This is a genomic window from Methylomonas sp. MgM2 (genome assembly GCF_054172045.1).
Map to the genome: position 1 here is coordinate 1 of NZ_JBSYXO010000013.1, position 16,494 is coordinate 16,494.

Annotated in this window: 13 protein-coding genes and 1 pseudogene; 7 read left to right on the plus strand and 7 right to left on the minus strand. The window is 54.6% G+C overall.

Annotated features, from left to right (window positions below):
- A pseudogene (locus tag ACW73I_RS11400) lies at positions 1 to 484 on the plus strand (hypothetical protein); the annotation flags it as partial.
- A 205-nt stretch (positions 485 to 689) separates the two neighbouring features.
- Here ACW73I_RS11400 and ACW73I_RS11405 read toward each other — a convergent pair.
- Positions 690 to 851, minus strand: a complete 162-nt coding sequence (locus ACW73I_RS11405) for a LysR family transcriptional regulator (RefSeq protein WP_458029464.1) — start codon at positions 849 to 851, stop codon at positions 690 to 692.
- Positions 852 to 1,020: 169 nt separating this feature from the next.
- On the opposite strand from ACW73I_RS11405, the gene ACW73I_RS11410 reads away from it, so the two are divergent.
- Genes ACW73I_RS11410 through ACW73I_RS11420 form a run of 3 tightly spaced genes read left to right on the plus strand, consistent with a single transcriptional unit; the run spans position 1,021 to position 3,732 of the window.
- Positions 1,021 to 2,235 carry a cytochrome-c peroxidase gene (locus tag ACW73I_RS11410; RefSeq protein ID WP_458029465.1) on the plus strand — a complete coding sequence of 405 codons (1,215 nt, stop codon included), beginning with the start codon at positions 1,021 to 1,023 and terminating at the stop codon, positions 2,233 to 2,235.
- Positions 2,228 to 3,304, plus strand: a complete 1,077-nt coding sequence (locus tag ACW73I_RS11415; protein WP_458029466.1) for a metallophosphoesterase — start codon at positions 2,228 to 2,230, stop codon at positions 3,302 to 3,304. The genes ACW73I_RS11410 and ACW73I_RS11415 overlap by 8 nt, the downstream gene beginning before the upstream one ends.
- A 17-nt stretch (positions 3,305 to 3,321) precedes the next feature.
- On the plus strand, positions 3,322 to 3,732 hold the full coding sequence (locus ACW73I_RS11420; protein WP_458029467.1) for a cytochrome C: 411 nt from the start codon (positions 3,322 to 3,324) through the stop codon (positions 3,730 to 3,732).
- 389 nt (positions 3,733 to 4,121) lie between these two features.
- On the opposite strand, the gene ACW73I_RS11425 is transcribed toward ACW73I_RS11420, so the two are convergent.
- The 3 genes from ACW73I_RS11425 to ACW73I_RS11435 all read right to left on the minus strand — a co-directional run bounded on the left by ACW73I_RS11425 (position 4,122) and on the right by ACW73I_RS11435 (position 7,891).
- Positions 4,122 to 4,865, minus strand: a complete 744-nt coding sequence (locus ACW73I_RS11425; RefSeq protein WP_458029468.1) for a ParA family protein — start codon at positions 4,863 to 4,865, stop codon at positions 4,122 to 4,124.
- Positions 4,866 to 4,873: 8 nt separating this feature from the next.
- Positions 4,874 to 6,406: a CHAD domain-containing protein gene (locus ACW73I_RS11430; RefSeq protein WP_458029470.1), complete on the minus strand. Its 1,533-nt coding sequence runs from the start codon at positions 6,404 to 6,406 to the stop codon at positions 4,874 to 4,876.
- A gap of 231 nt (positions 6,407 to 6,637) precedes the next feature.
- Complete coding sequence (locus tag ACW73I_RS11435; protein ID WP_458029471.1) at positions 6,638 to 7,891, minus strand: glutamate-5-semialdehyde dehydrogenase; 1,254 nt, start codon at positions 7,889 to 7,891, stop codon at positions 6,638 to 6,640.
- Between the two features lie 661 nt (positions 7,892 to 8,552).
- Here ACW73I_RS11435 and ACW73I_RS11440 point away from each other — a divergent pair.
- Positions 8,553 to 10,232 carry a hypothetical protein gene (locus ACW73I_RS11440; protein WP_458029472.1) on the plus strand — a complete coding sequence of 560 codons (1,680 nt, stop codon included), beginning with the start codon at positions 8,553 to 8,555 and terminating at the stop codon, positions 10,230 to 10,232.
- 149 nt (positions 10,233 to 10,381) lie between these two features.
- Here the strand turns inward: ACW73I_RS11440 and ACW73I_RS11445 are convergent, their stop codons facing one another.
- Together ACW73I_RS11445 and ACW73I_RS11450 are read right to left on the minus strand one after the other, a co-directional pair.
- The gene (locus ACW73I_RS11445; RefSeq protein ID WP_458029473.1) at positions 10,382 to 10,651 is read right to left on the minus strand and encodes a hypothetical protein; all 270 of its coding nucleotides are present in this window, start codon (positions 10,649 to 10,651) and stop codon (positions 10,382 to 10,384) included.
- Positions 10,652 to 10,675: 24 nt separating this feature from the next.
- Positions 10,676 to 10,804 carry a hypothetical protein gene (locus tag ACW73I_RS11450; protein ID WP_458029474.1) on the minus strand — a complete coding sequence of 43 codons (129 nt, stop codon included), beginning with the start codon at positions 10,802 to 10,804 and terminating at the stop codon, positions 10,676 to 10,678.
- A 6-nt stretch (positions 10,805 to 10,810) separates the two neighbouring features.
- Between ACW73I_RS11450 and mfd the strand changes: the two genes are divergently transcribed.
- Entirely contained in the window at positions 10,811 to 14,254 is a 3,444-nt protein-coding gene (gene mfd / locus ACW73I_RS11455) for a transcription-repair coupling factor (RefSeq protein ID WP_458029475.1), read from the plus strand.
- Between the two features lie 74 nt (positions 14,255 to 14,328).
- Here mfd and ACW73I_RS11460 read toward each other — a convergent pair whose 3' ends face one another.
- The gene (locus tag ACW73I_RS11460; protein WP_458029476.1) at positions 14,329 to 15,207 is read right to left on the minus strand and encodes a hypothetical protein; all 879 of its coding nucleotides are present in this window, start codon (positions 15,205 to 15,207) and stop codon (positions 14,329 to 14,331) included.
- A gap of 654 nt (positions 15,208 to 15,861) precedes the next feature.
- Here ACW73I_RS11460 and ACW73I_RS11465 point away from each other — a divergent pair.
- A complete protein-coding gene (locus ACW73I_RS11465) occupies positions 15,862 to 16,491 on the plus strand; it encodes a PEP-CTERM sorting domain-containing protein (protein ID WP_458029477.1) in 630 nt (209 codons plus the stop codon).
- Positions 16,492 to 16,494: the final 3 nt, after the last annotated feature.

Sequence of the window (16,494 nt, forward strand, 5' to 3'; positions counted from 1 at the left end):
TCTGCACGCTCTGGTTTGGGTATGGGATGGGCAAGAAGAAAACGCGCGCTGCTGGCATTTGTTGGTACGTCGTGAAGCCGGCGCCGAGACGATATCGCACTATTGCTTATCCAATGCGCCGCAGGATACACCCTGGCAAGAGCTGGCGCGGGTTCAGGCGCAGCGCTTCTTCATCGAGCACAGTTTTCGCGAAGCCAAAAGTGAATGCGGTATGGCTGACTACCAGGTTCGCCGCTGGGACGCTTGGCATCACCATATGGCCTTGGTGATGCTCGGAACCTTGTTTCTGGTCAAACAGAAAAAGGCGGGGCGCCAACAGTGGCCCATGCTGTCATTCAACGATTTAGTGACGGCACTGGAACATCTGCTGCTTCGGCGCCAACTCACCGCCGAGGAATTGGCGGACATTATCAGCAAGCGCCATTATGTGAGGCGCAAGACCAAGGAATCTCACTCCAGGCGGTCTAGGGTGGCTCTGGAATGAATCTGACAAAGTAGAACTAAGCGTTGTTCGGATTATGCGTCAATACCAAACGACTCGGCGCTGCGTCTTCTCGGACGACAATACGGGAAAAAATTAATGCCCGGCCGGCTCATACCGTTTGCCGTAAGGTTCCAGTCGGAGGCGCGCATCCCGGTCATCTTCGCTACCGCTCAGCCGGCAAATTTGCAAAGCCTGTAGGCGTAAACTATAAGCTTTTATTTTGACGCTCGAAAATCATTACAGTTAGCCTACCCTCTAACATGTTAACCTGTGTACCTAGAGTCGGTTGGCTAACGTGACGTTCTGCAACGGCTAGCGCAAAATCGTATCGCTGGGTTATTGCTATCAGATATAGCAGATAACCCAAGCTCGCGTTCGGAGCAGTCTGTTGATTTTATCGTTTGATCTAACCGACTTCGACAAGCATGATGATGTAGGATTGGTTATTCGGACAACGCTTATATTCGAATCCGCTGTTTAGTCTAATCCCGATCCCGAGTCGGTAATCAAAAAACGCCTGAAAAAGGAGGTGTCTTATGCGCCGCTTACTCTTATTCACGTTGGCTGCCATAGGCTTGGCAGCTTGCGACCAATCAAGCAACAATCAACAGACCAATGCGGCCGAATCGGCGGTGCCGCCGCCTGCGACGTCGCCGGAACTGACAGCAGCGGCTGAGACCGACCCATTGCTAGGCCTCCCCGCCGTGCCTCAGCCGGCCGACAATCCACAAACGCCGGCCAAAATTGCCTTGGGCGACAAACTGTTTCACGACCGGCGGTTTTCCGTCGACGGCACTATCAGCTGCGCATCCTGTCACGACGACGACCGGGGCTTTACCGATAATCTAACGGTTTCGGTCGGCCACAACGGTTTGACCGGTACCCGCAATGCACCTACCGTCATCAATGCGGCGTTCTATAAATCGCAATTTTGGGACGGTCGGGAGCCGGACTTGGAAAGCCAGTCCAAGCAGCCATTCGTGAATCCGGTGGAAGGCGGCTTGGCCAATCATGACCCGATTCTGGAAATCGTGCGCAGCGACCCGGACTATCAGGCCGCATTCAAAGAGGTGTTTGCCGTGGCAGGGGATCAGCTCAACATCGATCACATAGCCAAAGCCATCGCCAGTTTCGAGCGCAGCATTGTGGCCGGCAATTCGGCCTTCGATCGTTATTATTTTAACGGTGATCAAGCGGCGTTGACCGAGCAGCAAAAACGCGGATTTAATTTGTTTTTAGGACAAGGCCGCTGCGTGTCTTGCCACACGATAGAACAAGATCATGCCTTGTTTACCGACAGCCGCTTCCATAATATCGGCGTTGGCATCACTGCGATTCAAGACGATATCCCGCGTCTGGCCCAGGCATTTTTGCAGGCAAAAGCCAAAGGCGGCGAGGTCGATCAAATGGTTTTAAGCGATAAAAAATCCTCGGAACTGGGCCGCTTTGCCGTCACCGATCGCTTCGACGACCTAGGCGCCTTCAAAACCCCGACTTTGCGCAATATCGCATTGACGGCGCCGTATATGCACGACGGTAGTCTGAAGACCTTGAAAGAAGTCGTCATACATTACAACAACGGCGGCGTGACGCCGGCCGGTGCCAAGGTCAACGATTTTTTGAGCGGCGGCATTCGTCCGCTTAATATGACCGACGCTCAAGTCGATGATCTGGTGGCCTTTTTACAGGCATTGACCAGTCAGCAATACATTCAACAGGCCGCATTGGCCGCGGGAGGCAGCCATGAGTAACACCCATTTCAGTCGGCGCAATTTCTTGAAATCCGGCGGCGCGTTGGCCTTAAGCTCGGCCTTACCGGTCAGCCTGGTGGAATTGGCTTTCGCCGAAACCGATCAAAACTTCACGTTCGCCTATATTTCCGACGCCCATATCCAACACATCAAAGGCAATCGATTCGTCAGAAATTGGGACAGAGGCTTGATCCGCGCGGTAGCCGAGGCTAACTTGCTGACGCCGAAACCGGACTTCGTGATGTTCGGCGGCGACTTGGCCCAACTCGGCAGCAAGGAAGAACTGGATCACGGCGCGGAAATCCTGTCGGGCTTGAAGCATCCGCTCAAATACGTGATGGGCGAGCACGATTATTATCTGGACTTGGGCGAATATTGGGAAAATCTGTTCGGGCCGCAGTATTACAGCTTCGATCACAAAGGCGTGCATTTCATCGTGTTGAACAGCATCCGCACCTACGACGATTGGACTTACAAGCGTTGGCCGACGCCGGAACAGCGCATGTTGGAGATGGCCGGTTTGGATAATCCCAACGGTTCGCCGTTCATGGTGGGCGACGAGCAGCGCCAATGGCTGAAAGCCGATTTGGATAAAGTGGACAAGGCCACGCCTATCGTGGTGTTCTCGCACTCCCCTTTGCAAAAAATCTTTAAGGGCTGGAATTTCTGGACCGAAGACGCCGATGAAATTCAAGCCTTGCTGAAGCCGTATCAGAAAGTCTCCGTGCTCTACGGCCATGTGCATCAGATTCAATACAATCAGATCGGCAACATCAGCTTCAACTCGGTCATGGCGACCGCCTGGCCGTGGCCGTATCCGCAAGCTTATGCCCAGGCCGAACAATATCTACCGAAACTGACGGTGCCGATGAACCGGGCCGATCCGTTCTTCGAACGCGACGCGACCGGCTGGCAGTTCATCAACCTGGCCAACGGCGATATCGATGTCAACTTTACGCTTTATAACAACAAAGACCGGGTAGTTCGTTTTAACAAACTCAAAAAGCGCCCCGAGGATACCGAATATCAGGACGAAAGCGCACGCATCAATCCGCAACGCCACTATTGACCAGACCGGAGACGACCATGACACCTTTCAAAACATTGACGAGAACGCTGTTGGCTTGCGGACTGACTGCTGCGATCACTGCGGCGCACGCGGATGAATTCACCGCGGAAGACGAACAGCGCTGGCAACAACAATTCATGGACGTGGTCAAACAAGGCCGTGAGCTATGGACCAGTCCGGAACTGGGCAGCAACGGGGTAGCCTGCGCTCAATGCCATCCGAACGCCGCCAATACCCATCCGGAGACCTATCCGAAATTCCAGAAACAAATCGGCAAAGTGGTTCCGCTGTGGGAAATGATCAATTGGTGTTTGCGCAATCCTTTGGAAGGCCAAGCCCTGGCCGCCGATGATCCGAGGATGATCGCGATTCAGGCCTATGTCACTCACGAGCGGCGCGGAGTGAAGCTGGAGCCTGGAAAGCATTGAAACATTCGACCCGGCCAGCCCTGCGATTACGGCTGATTTAGACCATTTCACACCTGCATTCCATAGAACCCGGGAGGTCTCGGGCTCTTTAGAAGTCGGACCTGATGAGGTCGGACTGTGCGAAGTCCATCAGGGCCAGCGGCCGTTTAAACTCACCCAAAGACCGGATATACGGGCGCAATATTTTTTTATGTCTCTTTCTTGCGATACGAGGCGGACCATAAATGCCCCCCTTAGCCGTGCCGGACCGCGGCGTCGTTGACCGCCGGTAAACTGGCTCCGTATAAGCTAGGCAAGATCGATTACCAGCGCTAGCGCGCATGCGATTGAAGAACGGGTTGAATGGGAATTGATGGTTAAGCCTTATAATATCGCAAGTAAGCGCTGAGTTAAGCTAACGCCGATTCAATCTCCATCCATAGTCCTCGATAAGCATCGATAGAACGGCTTCGTTTGACGAAACCGCCGAGGGGCTTGCGCTCTAAGCCCATGCGTTCGATATCGCTGGCATAAGGGATCACGGTCGCCAACAGCTCGGGATGTTCGTCGGTCAGCGCGGCCATGATGTCGCGGTGCATCTTTTTACGGCGATCGGCCATCGAGAAGAAAGGCAATAATTTCAGCTTGTGCAATTTATTTTCGTTGATGAATTTTTTCAATTGTTGCAGCGTACGCAGCGATAGCGTGGTCGGAATGACGGGCGAGAGCAACACATCGGCGGCTTCGAACACCGCTTCTGACAATAAGGAGATATTCGGCGGGCAATCCAAAAATATCAAATCGTATTCTTTGCTGAGCGGCTTCAGCAGCTTTTGCAGGCGCCGGGTAGGATGTTTGCGCGCATCCAACACCAAATCCAGATTACGGAAAGAGAAATCGGCCGGCAACATGTCCAGGTTGTTGAAATCGGTGCCCTTGATCAAGTCATCCAGCTCGCGTTCGCCGGCAATCAGCTGTTTGCCGCCGCCCTTGATCTTGGGCTTGATGCGGAAATAATAGCTGCTGGCTCCTTGCGGGTCCAAATCCCAAAGCAAGGTTTTATAGCCTTTTTCCGCCGCCAAATGCGCCAGATTGACCGCGGTCGATGTTTTTCCGACTCCGCCCTTGATATTGTATGCTGCGATAACCGTCATGCTCTCCCCTACTCCTTGTTGGCAAACAAGGCGTGAAACAACACGCCGTTCGCCGGCTTTTTGAATTGCGCGAAACTGCCGGCGAAATGCCGCCGCGCCTGCTCGCGTTTCTGATGCAGATTCTGCATCAATATCCCCATCGAAATAAAGGTTTCGGCCGGCGTTCGTTCTTCGGCCATTTCCTCGGCAAACTTTTTCAAGGTTTGTTCCTGAACCTGATAATCCTGAAAATCCCCGAGGATGTTTTGGAAATTTTTCAATGCCTTGATCAATTTGCCGATTTTCTTTTCCGGATACAGATTCTGGAAAAACTCCATCAAGTAACGCAGCTTCTTACAGGTTTTACGAAGTTCGTGCAAGGCTTCGGGCGGCGTATCGTCGGTAATGGCCTCTCCCTGTTTCAACACCCGCTGATAGAGCCGCAAAATCCGTTTATCCGCGACTTGCTTGATCGGCAGCGCTGCGTTCGTTTCATCAGGCGTTACCGCAATCGGTTCGTTCAAATAACTTTCCCATTGCCGCATACCGGATACGTAGTCGGACGAATTCAACTTTGCCGCCAATTCCCGGTAAATCTTATGTTGTTTACGCTGAAGAAAACGATATAAGGGATCCAGACTATTACGCATATCGGCAGGCAAACTGCGCTGATATTCAGGGAAGTTCAAAAGATACACATCCAGATCGCGCGCTTCGCCGGTGATTTGGCCAAGCCAGGCAAAAAATGGTTTGTATTGCGCGGTAACCCGCCCGGGCAAGATGTTTTTCAATTGGCTTAAACCCGAGCGCGTTCTCCTGACGGCCACTCTGAAATCATGTAAAAACTCACTGTCGATATCGTCTTTGGTGCCGCCCTCATTCGATCGCATCGTCCGCGACAAGGTGCGGTAAATGGTTCTGCAGGCGACATCCGCCCGCATCCCCGGTTCCAGATCGATATTCAATTTCGACGAATAGTCTTTGGGTTTACGGCCATGCAATTGCAAAGCGCTTTCCAAAAGCGATTCTTCGACCCGATTGAGTGCCAGTTTATGTTCGAATAATTGCCTAAGATGTTTGGCGGCCTTGTCGTAACCTCTGATGGACTGTATCCGCACGCGCGTCGGCAAGCTTTCGTAATCCTCTATCAATAAACGCGCCGTGGTTTTTTGTTCCTCATTCAGAACATTGACGCAATAGGCCTGACAGGGTATCGATGCCATCGACATCAAGGCGCGCATTTCCAATAGCGAAGCCAATTTGTTTTTGATCATTTCGTCGCTGAATTGATCGGCAAATTCCGGAACTTTCGGTAAGTCGGCCGTTACGATCACCCCTGCACCATGTAAATCAATCAGGCATAACCGAGAAATCGATTTGGAATAATCGAATTCACACAGAAGGCCGGCATTGAACAGCCGCCAATCGAAGCTGTCGTAAAATTCCCTCAAAAAAGCTTGCTTGGACACGACTTGCAATGCTGTTGTGTTTTCCAATTCAGCGATAAAGAGTTCCGCTTTGAGGTCCTCAGGCAACTGAAAATGTAATTTAGTCTGAAGCATGAGATGGTTTACGGGCTCCCTGAGTAGGGTCGTTATGATTCTCAAGATGCAAGCACGCCCGATTGTCCGGCATAATCGATTGCATCGTCTTAATCAAGGATACACTAATTGGCAGGCTTGAATTGTTACACGGCCGGAAACAGACATGCGCATCTTCGCATGCGCCATATCGGTCGCGGCCGGCTGCTCCGCCACTTACTTTCGGCATCGGCAAGGCGACCGCTTTGCGCTCTATTTCCTTAAATGGCCGTTGCCGTAGGCCACCCACTTATAAGTAGTCAGCTCATCCGGACCGACCGGGCCGCGGGCATGCAGCTTGTCGGTGCTGATGCCGACCACCGAACCCAAACCGTAATCGCCGCCGCCCGACAAACGGGTCGATGCATTGATCAACACCGACGCCGAATCGACTTGCTGCTCGAATGTCTGCGCCAGTTTCAAGCTTCGGGTGACGATGGCGTCGGTATGCCCGGAACCGTAATGGTTGATATGCTCTATCGCCACGGCGATGCCGTCGACTACCTTGACCGACAACACCGACGCCAAGTATTCGGTGTGCCAGTCTTGCTCTGTGGCCGGCCGGATACCGGGCAATACGGCTTGTGTCCGTTCGCAGCCGCGCAATTCGATCCGCTCGGCCTCGAATGCCGCGCGCAGCAGCGGCAACATTTGTTCGGCGCACTGTTCGTCGACCAAGAGCGTTTCCAGCGCGTTGCAAACCTGCACGCTTTGGCATTTTGAGTTGACCGCCAACTCGACGGCCTGCTTGGGATCGGCATCCTCGGCGATATAGAGATGGCAAATGCCGTCGTAATGCTTGATCACCGGAATGCGGGTGCCTTCGGCGATGCGTTTGATCAAATCCTTGCCGCCGCGCGGAATCAATACGTCCACATAATCGTCCATCTTCAGCAATTCGCCGACGGCTTCGTGGCCCGGCGTGCGGATGATCTGTATCGCATGTTCAGGAAGTCCCGCGGCGACGGCGCCGTCTATCATCGCGTCCGCCAAGCACATATTGGTTTGCAAGGCCTCGCTTCCTCCTCGCAGGATGACGGCGTTGCCGCTCTTGATGCAAACGCCGGCGGCGTCGGTCGTGACGTTGGGACGCGATTCGTAAATGATGCCGACGACACCCAATGGCACCGACTTTTTGTAAACCTGCAGACCGTTCGGATTGGTATGACCTTGCAGCACGCGATTCAAAGGATCAGGACGCCCGGCCACCTTTCCGAGCCTGGACCGCATGTACTGAAAAACTTTATCGTCGATGGTTAAACGCTTGACTATCGCGTCCGCTAATCCGGCCTGCCGCGCTTGTTCGACTTCCTCCGCGTTCACGGACAACACCGTTTGTTTGGCCGATTCAAGCGACTCGGCCATATAGGCAAGCGCACGGTTACGTTGCGCTTCGGTGGTTGATGCTAATTGGCGCGCAGCCAGGCGGCCTTGTTTGGCAATGGTTTGGACCGAACTGATATCCATGATTTCGCTATAGTCTTATTGGAACGGAAAAAGGGTAACAACAAATCGCAAGCCGTACAAACTGAGTCCGGGTGTTGAATGATTACTGAACGCTTTGCGGGGCGGCTCGGAATCGATTGCGGCAAAATCCATTCGAATAACGGTTGAAACAAACCGTTGCTATCGTTGATTTCAACCGATACCTATTTACTTTCGCCGAAACCGCCGGAGGACGTCTCTTTATGCCGTTGATATTCCTAATATATATTCGGAAAACAATGTTGGCACGAGAATCGCTTTCACTGGACCGTACGCTATCGAAAAATAGCGACTGGTATCTTCATCTCAGGGGGGCCTCATCATGGTTATAGACTTTTTACTGGTCGGCGTATTCGGCGCATTGGTCGCTTACGCTTATGTGTTCGTCAAAGATTTCATGGATAAACACTATTGAGCGCGCAGGCCGGCGAAAGAAAGCGCCGATCCGAATGCTATTCAAGTGCCCCTCAATTAGCTTGGGGGGCATCCCGTCGTTCTTCCCTCATCGCCGATACCAGCGTATTCACGCACTCAAAATAGGGTTGCCATCTCTAAAAAATCGGGATTCAATAGCGCCTCCGCAATCTCGGAATTCGTACCGATCGTTCCCCACGCCTATCATCCTGGAAATCGGAGGACAGCGATGCAGACCGGCAACACTTCCAACATAAACATCTTCCTTGGCGCCGTCTTAATTTTATCGATCTCGCTGCTCAACGCTTGCCGGCCCACGCACGAGGACATTAAAGAGCCGGAACCGGTTCCGGTGTTCGACAACCTAGGCGCGCACCATTATCCGATATCGACGCAGAGCCGTAACGCGCAACGTTATTTCGATCAAGGACTGATTTTGGCTTTCGGCTTCAATCACGCGGAAGCGGCCCGCTCGTTTCGGCAAGCTTACCGTATAGATCCGGATTGCGCGCTGTGTTATTGGGGCGAGGCTTTGGTGCTGGGCCCCAACATCAATGCACCGATGGAACCGTCCGCAATCCCAACGGCCTTGGCTTCGATACGTCAGGCCGGGCTGCTGGCCGAATCGGCGACGGACAAAGAACGCGCCCTGATCGAAGCCTTGGCGACGCGTTATGCGGACCCGGCGACGGCGGACCGTAAAAAGCTGGATGCGGCCTACGCCGACGCGATGGGTGAGGTATTTCGGCGTTATCCCGAGGATGCGGTGATCGCATCCTTATACGCCGAGGCACTGATGGATTTGCATCCCTGGGATTTCTGGAGCAAGGACGGCCAAGCGCGGCCCTGGACTTCCGAGATCGTCTCGGTTTTGGAACACGCGCTGCAACGCGATGCCGACAATCCGCTTGCAAACCACCTCTACATTCATGCGCTGGAAGCCTCGCCTGTTGCCGAAAAAGCCCTGGCCAGCGCCGAGCGTTTACCTAAGCTGGTGCCGGGTTCCGGGCATCTGGTACACATGCCCGCCCATATCTACATTCGAACCGGGCGTTATCGAGATGCGATCCTGGCCAATCAACACGCGGTCGAAGTCGACCACCGCTATTTGGACCATCATCCCGCCGAAAGCATTTACACCCTGGCCTACGTACCGCACAACCATCATTTCCTGTGGGCCGCCGCGATCAAGACCGGGCGCAAGGCCTTGTCAACGCAGGCCGCCGCGCACACCGCGTCCGAAATCAAGCCGGAACTACTGCGCGACTCGGCGTTCGGCGGCACCATGCAGCATTTCCTGTTGCTTCCGCTCTATACCAAGGCCTTGTTCGGCGATTGGGACGCCGTGCTGAACGAAACGCCGCCCGCCGCCGATTTGGTTTATCCGACAGCAATCCGGCATTACGCGCGCGGCTTGGCCTGGCTCAGAAAAGGCCGTACCGCCGAAGCCCAAGCCGAACTCGACAGCCTGGAGCAAGCCATCGACGATCCGGCCGTCGCCGATCTGAAGGTATTCGACCTGAATCCGGTCAAACAGCTACTCGAAATCGGCGCGAACATCCTGCGAGGCGAATTGGCGGCGCAACAAGGGGATTTCGACCGAGCGATCGCCTTTCTGCAACAAGCCGCCACACTTGAAGACCGGCTGAACTATACCGAACCCAAAGATTGGTATCTGCCGCCGCGCCAGGTGCTAGGTGCGGTGCTGTTGCAAGCGGGGAAGGCGCGCGAAGCCGAACAAGTCTATCTTCAAGACCTGCGTTATCACCCGCAAAACGGCTGGTCCTTGTTCGGCCTGATGCAAAGCCTCGACGCAATGGGCAAAACGCAGGAGGCGGAAAGCGTCCGTCGACAATTCGACGACGTTTGGGCCGAAGCCGATGTCACGCTGATTGCTTCGCGGTTTTAGGAAATTGCCGGACAGGTCGGGCCGAATGCGATGAAGCCCGACAGATTGACTTTGCGGGCTTCGCTCCCTATGCCCAAGCTAGATTTTGACTTCTACGACACCCTGTTTAGGGGAAAAGCAACTCGACGATCACCCGCTTTCGCGGCCGATCAAACCGGTTCGACATCGACAATTTCGCCGTCGCCCCCCAATTTCAAGCGCAAGCGGCCGTAACACGGTTTTTGGTCGCACTGGCAACCGGAACCTTCCATGATGCTTTCAAGGAAAGTCACATAGATCAGCAGACTATCGGGTTGTCGTTCGAGGACTTCGTAGCGGATCGAGTCGTCGATGATCCAGCCGTTTTGCGTGCAAAAGGCACTGAGCTCCTTACACTTAAGCAATAGCTTGCTGATGGCGATATCCTCGGACATGGGCATATTCGACTCGGTATTTCGGCTTATTCAGGGATGCGGCACGCAAACGCCGGCCGCCCGGTAGATCGTAGAACCGCCGGACAAACCCGGTTCCGCCAACCTTGGTCCGGCAACGGCAAGCATCGGGTTATAATAAGCCATTTTTCGTCTAGCCATAAACCCATGCAGACCTCGCTTTTTGATCCACCGATTCCGCAAACAAACGAAAGGCCGATTTACTGGAGCGGTCTAACCGGCTGCGGCGATTCGCTGGCACTGGCCAACGCCATCGCTCAAGAAAAACGCCTGCTGGTGATCGTCACGCCGGACACGCAGACCGCACTGCGCTTGGAACACGAACTCAGCTTTTTTCTGGACGGCGCCTACCCTATCCTGCAATTCCCGGACTGGGAAACCCTGCCCTACGACGTTTTTTCGCCGCTGCCGGAAATCATCTCCGAGCGGATACGCACGCTGGCGTTGCTGCCGGCAACCAAACGCGGCGCATTGATCGTGCCGGTTTCGACCTTGATGCAGCGCCTGGCGCCGCGTGAACATATCCTGGCCTACAGCTTTGCGATAGAAGTCGGCGGCAGCTTGAGCCTGGAACTGACGCGCGCCCGATTGGAAGCGGTCGGTTACCAATGCGTGTCGCAGGTTTACCAGCATGGCGAATTCGCCGTCCGCGGATCGATTCTGGATTTGTTTCCGATGGGCAGCAAACAGCCCTACCGCATCGAATTGTTCGACGACGACGTGGAATCGATACGCAGCTTCGACCCCGATACGCAAATGTCGCTGGAGAAGATGGACAAAGTCGAGTTGTTTCCGGCCCGCGAATTTCCGTTTTCCGACGACGCCATCAAACATTTCCGCCAATCCTTTCGCGAGCAATTCCCCGACGCATCGCCGAAAAACCCGCTGTATTTGGACGTCACCAAGCAAATCGCGCCGGCCGGCATAGAATATTATTTACCGCTGTTCGTCGACCACACCGAATCGCTGTTCGCCTATTTGCCGCAATCGGCTTTGTTCGTACTGCCGGCCAAATTCGTGGAGAACGCGCAGCGCTACTTCAACGAGGCCGAAGAGCGCTATCAGCAGCGCAAATACGACGTGGACCGTCCCTTATTGCCGCCCGCCCGCTTGTTCCTGTCGGCAACCGAAATTCAAGAGCATACCGCCGGTTTCGATCGTATCGTGTTGGATAATGACGCCGAGGATGCCGACCGTTTCGCCTGCAAAGCGCTACCGGAGCTTGCGATAGACAATAGACTGAAAGAACCCGCCCAGCATTTGCGCCGGTTTATCGAAGGTTTCGACGGTAAGATTCTGTTCGTGGCCGAAACCGCCGGCCACCGCGAGGGCCTGATCGAAAGGTTGAAAAGCATCAAACTCAAGCTCAAACAAATTTCCAGCTGGCCGGAGTTTCTGCAAGGCGATCAGTCCCCCTGCATCGTCGTCGCACCGATGGATCAGGGCTTGTGGCTGGAACATCAGCAAATCGCTATCGTCACCGAAAGCCAGCTCAGCGGCGCCAAGGCTCAACAGCGCCGGCGCCGGCGTTTGTCGGCCGCGCGCGAACTTGAAAACGTGTTCAACAACCTGGACGAACTCGACATCGGTTCGCCGGTAGTGCATCAGGAACACGGGGTCGGCCGCTACCAGGGCTTGCAAATGCTCAACGTCGGCGGCATAGACGCCGAGTTTTTGATGCTGGAATACGCCGGCGGCGACAAGATTTACGTGCCGGTGGCCTCGTTGCATCTGATCGGACGCTATAGCGGCGTCAGCGCCGAAAACGCGCCACTGCATAAGCTCGGCACCGAACAATGGAGCAAGGCCAAGAAAAAAGCCATGGAACGGGCGCGCGACGTCGCGGCGGAATTGTTGGACGTGCACGCCAAGCGCGCCGCCCGGCAGGGCTTTGCCTTCGACGTCGAAAACAGCGAATACGAAGCCTTCGCCGCAGCCTTTCCGTTCGAGGAAACGCCGGACCAGCTCAGCGCGATCGACGCAATATTGCACGACATGGCGGCAACGCAACCCATGGACCGGGTGGTGTGCGGCGACGTCGGCTTCGGCAAGACCGAAGTGGCCATGCGCGCCGCTTTCGTCGCGGTGCAAAGCGGCAAACAGGTGGCGGTGCTGGTACCGACCACCTTGCTGGCACAACAGCATTACCAAAATTTCCGCGACCGTTTCGCCGATTGGCCGGTGCGGGTCGAAGTGATGTCGCGTTTCGTCACCGCCAAACAGCAAAAGAGCGTCGCCGATGAATTGGCCGACGGCAAGGTCGATATCATCATCGGCACGCATAAATTGCTTTCGAAAGACATTCGGTATCAAGCTTTGGGCTTGGTGATCATCGACGAAGAACACCGTTTCGGCGTAAGCCAAAAGGAACATTTCAAGAAACTGCGTTACGAACTGGATCTGCTGACGCTGACCGCAACGCCGATTCCCCGCACATTGAATATGGCGATGTCCGGCCTCAGGGACATTTCGATTATCGCAACCCCGCCGCCGAACCGCCATGCCATCAAGACCTTCGTCACCGAATGGATAGACTCGCAGGTCCAAGAAGCTTGCCAGCGCGAAATCAAGCGCGGCGGCCAGGTGTTCTTCCTGCATAACGACGTCAAGACCATGGACAAGATGGCCCGCGAACTGGAAGGCTTGGTGCCCGAGGCGCGCATCCAGATCGCTCACGGCCAGATGGCAGAACGCGAACTGGAGCAAATCATGCTGGATTTTTACCATCAGCGCTTCAACCTGCTGGTGGCAACGACCATCATCGAGAGCGGCATCGACATTCCCAGCGCCAACACCATCGTCATCAATCGCGCCGACAAGTTGGGCCTGGCGCAATTGCATCAGTTGCGCGGCCGGGTCGGGCGTTCGCACCACAGGGCCTATGCCTATTGCATCGTGCCGCCCAAATCGCTGATGACCAAGGACGCCGTCAAGCGGCTGGAGGCCTTCGAAACCTCGGGCGAACTCGGCGCCGGCTTCATGCTGTCCTCGCACGACATGGAAATCCGCGGCGCCGGCGAGTTATTGGGCGACGAGCAAAGCGGCCAGATCCAGGAAATCGGCTTTACTCTTTATACCGAACTGCTGGAACGGGCTGTCAAAGCGTTGAAATCCGGCAAGCAGCCGGAGCTGGACGCGCCGCTGGATTTGGGGCCGGAAGTCGACTTGCAAGTCGCCGCGCTGATTCCGGAAGATTACCTCCCGGACATTCACGCCCGTTTGGTGCTGTACAAACGCATCGCCAGCGCCGAACACGAAGACGATTTGCGCAAGCTCAAGATCGAAATGATAGACCGCTTCGGCCTGCTGCCGGACCCGGTCAAGGCTCTGTTCGCGATTACCGAGTTGAAACAGCAGGCGGCAAACTTGGGCATCAAGAAAATCGAAAGCCACAGCGGCGGCGGACGTATCGTCTTCAGCGCCAACCCGCAGATCGACACCGCCGAATTGATCAGGATGATCCAAAGTCAGTCGCAGGTCTACAAGTTCGACGGCGCCGACAAACTGAGGTTTAGCTATACCTTCAAAGACATGGAAGACAAGGTGGCGTTTTTGCAGAAGCTGCTGGTTCGCTTGGAATCGAAAACGTGATTACTTTGTTCCGGCTGTTATCCGTTGGGACGGGCAAGTAACGCCCGCCCCGCAAGACGATCGATCGGCTGCGTTCAGTCCTCTAATGGTGGCGCAGCGCCGTGTAAACTTATCCGAAAATTGTCGAAGTGAGCCTTGTAATCATCCCGAGTGCTGTCCGGGCCGGTCGTTTGGTCGCCGTCCGGGCGCGCATAAACCACCAGGGCGCCGCGTGAAAGAATGTTAGATTCACTCGGTGCCGGAACCGCCCCTAAGAAGTGCTGGTCGATGAAATACGAAGTGGTTCGATGTTCGAAATCGATTAACATGGCAACGTGATACCACTTGTTGAAGTGAATACGCTTATGAAATGCCGCTGGAGAGCCGGGAGCCGCATTGAAGGGGAACGCTTCGACGATCCCTGCAGAAGACAACCCAACTTCGCCTAGGGTTTCGCCATCACCGGAGCGCGCGGCAATGGTCAGGGAGAAGAATTCGCCGAGAGTCTTTGGCGCATCCGTCTCCAACAACAAGTCGGCGTCGATGCGCGCCATTTTGTTATCTTCAGTCAGCGTTTGATCGACCGGTTTCCGGTATGAGCCGACGGCATCGTAGGGACTAGTGATGCCATCCGAACCGATCAAATCCTCGCCGCGGACTTCAACGGATTGACGAAAGCGCCGGTGATCCCCCCTGGCTTCGTTACGGGTAATTATCGCCGCCGAAGGATTCAAGAATGGCGGAATGGCGGTCGACCACCCATCCAGTCCCAACAGCTCATCGCCGGCTTGGAATGTCGGGCGCTCGAAGCCGGTTTGATAGACCGTTTCATCCGCACGCGCAGTCTTGATTACGTCGGCGGTTATGCCAACGATCGCGAGCGCAATGGCAGCCAAGCCGACATAATGATTTTTTTGAGTAAACATTCCAACGATAGCCGCTCCATCGCGTCGAGTATTTATATTTGGTTTCATAGCAGCCTCCGCATTTGATAATGTGCCCGCTATTCATAACGAGCCAGTTTTACCTGCTTGATTTGATTTTTTCCTTTCACCTCTCTAATAAGAACATAACTTGTAACCCGAGTTGACCTGCAACATGCCTGGCTGAATTTCGTTCAGGCGGCCCCTTCTCCTTGTCGAGTTGACCTACAACCGGAAACGGTTTGCGTTGATAGTAAAATAGATTCATCGTGGGGAAAGCCATGTAAGTATCCTGTATTCGACTTTTATCTTGGATTCTTAGGCAATTGCTTACTCGACTCTTGACTGCCGCAACATAGGCAATTCCGCCGTCTATCTACCATAAAAAGTCATTCGCCTCAATATTATTTATATATGCCGAATTTTCGTTTTCTGCTTATTCCAGCTTACGGCAATCCAAACTTAACCGGATTGCTAAGGATATCCGGCCACCTTGAATCGCTAGCGTGCTTGCAGACGTTGCAGATGAGCTTGGAAATTAGTTTTTTATAGGTTAGACCTCGCGAACAACCGGTCTAGAGCTAGCCTTATACAAAAGCCGCCAAATGTGTCTAGCGGCCCAGAACAGGCGATTTTTTGCATGACCGACAAATCCGCTTCTGCTACACTCCGCTCGCCATCGTTCATCCATTCGAGGAGATAGCCATGCACAAGCCGCTGTTGCCCCTGCTGTTTCTTACCCTTGCCCTGTCCGGGCGAATCGTCCAAGCGGATACGCCCGCCTACATAGACATAGGCGGCAACGATAACCCGCCTATTCATCTGTTCGCCGAAAACGGCGACGCCGGCGACGTCTACTCAGCCCAGGCGATAACCGGCGCCTACCAAGGTTTTGCCGGCAACCTGGACGTCGACGACACCGCCGACGCCTTCCTGTTTTACTTCGCGGGCGGCGACTTCGGTGCAACCGGCCTTTTTTATCCAGGCGACCCCATCTCGCCGGAAGCCTTGTTTTTCGCGCTGTTCTATCCACCTGATCCCATTCTCCCAACCGATCCCATCGCGCCGATTGCGACCGCCGACGCCAACGGCTTATTATCGGTACTGAACCTGGCGGCTGGCAATTACATCATCGAAGCCGCGCTAAGCCCCGCTTTCGACCCGCCGTTTACGATCCAACTAATCGGCCCGACCACTGCCCAGCCGATCACGGTGACCGCGCCGACCTCGGTGCCGGAACCTGCTACCTGGACGTTAATTGCATTAGGAATATTGGGATGGCGGTGGGGCACAAATCGCTGTCATAATCCGCAGGCCTTTATGACCGCTAGTTAGGTT

What these genes read in the sequence shown, in the direction of transcription:
- ACW73I_RS11410 (WP_458029465.1), top strand. Translation starts at nt 1,021, where the DNA reads ATGCGCCGCTTACTCTTATTCACGTTGGCTGCCATAGGCTTGGCAGCT.
- ACW73I_RS11415 (WP_458029466.1), top strand. Translation starts at nt 2,228, where the DNA reads ATGAGTAACACCCATTTCAGTCGGCGCAATTTCTTGAAATCCGGCGGC.
- ACW73I_RS11420 (WP_458029467.1), top strand. Translation starts at nt 3,322, where the DNA reads ATGACACCTTTCAAAACATTGACGAGAACGCTGTTGGCTTGCGGACTG.
- ACW73I_RS11425 (WP_458029468.1), bottom strand. Translation starts at nt 4,865, where the DNA reads ATGACGGTTATCGCAGCATACAATATCAAGGGCGGAGTCGGAAAAACA.
- ACW73I_RS11430 (WP_458029470.1), bottom strand. Translation starts at nt 6,406, where the DNA reads ATGCTTCAGACTAAATTACATTTTCAGTTGCCTGAGGACCTCAAAGCG.
- ACW73I_RS11435 (WP_458029471.1), bottom strand. Translation starts at nt 7,891, where the DNA reads ATGGATATCAGTTCGGTCCAAACCATTGCCAAACAAGGCCGCCTGGCT.
- ACW73I_RS11440 (WP_458029472.1), top strand. Translation starts at nt 8,553, where the DNA reads ATGCAGACCGGCAACACTTCCAACATAAACATCTTCCTTGGCGCCGTC.
- ACW73I_RS11445 (WP_458029473.1), bottom strand. Translation starts at nt 10,651, where the DNA reads ATGCCCATGTCCGAGGATATCGCCATCAGCAAGCTATTGCTTAAGTGT.
- ACW73I_RS11450 (WP_458029474.1), bottom strand. Translation starts at nt 10,804, where the DNA reads ATGGCTAGACGAAAAATGGCTTATTATAACCCGATGCTTGCCGTTGCC.
- mfd (WP_458029475.1), top strand. Translation starts at nt 10,811, where the DNA reads ATGCAGACCTCGCTTTTTGATCCACCGATTCCGCAAACAAACGAAAGG.
- ACW73I_RS11460 (WP_458029476.1), bottom strand. Translation starts at nt 15,207, where the DNA reads ATGAAACCAAATATAAATACTCGACGCGATGGAGCGGCTATCGTTGGA.
- ACW73I_RS11465 (WP_458029477.1), top strand. Translation starts at nt 15,862, where the DNA reads ATGCACAAGCCGCTGTTGCCCCTGCTGTTTCTTACCCTTGCCCTGTCC.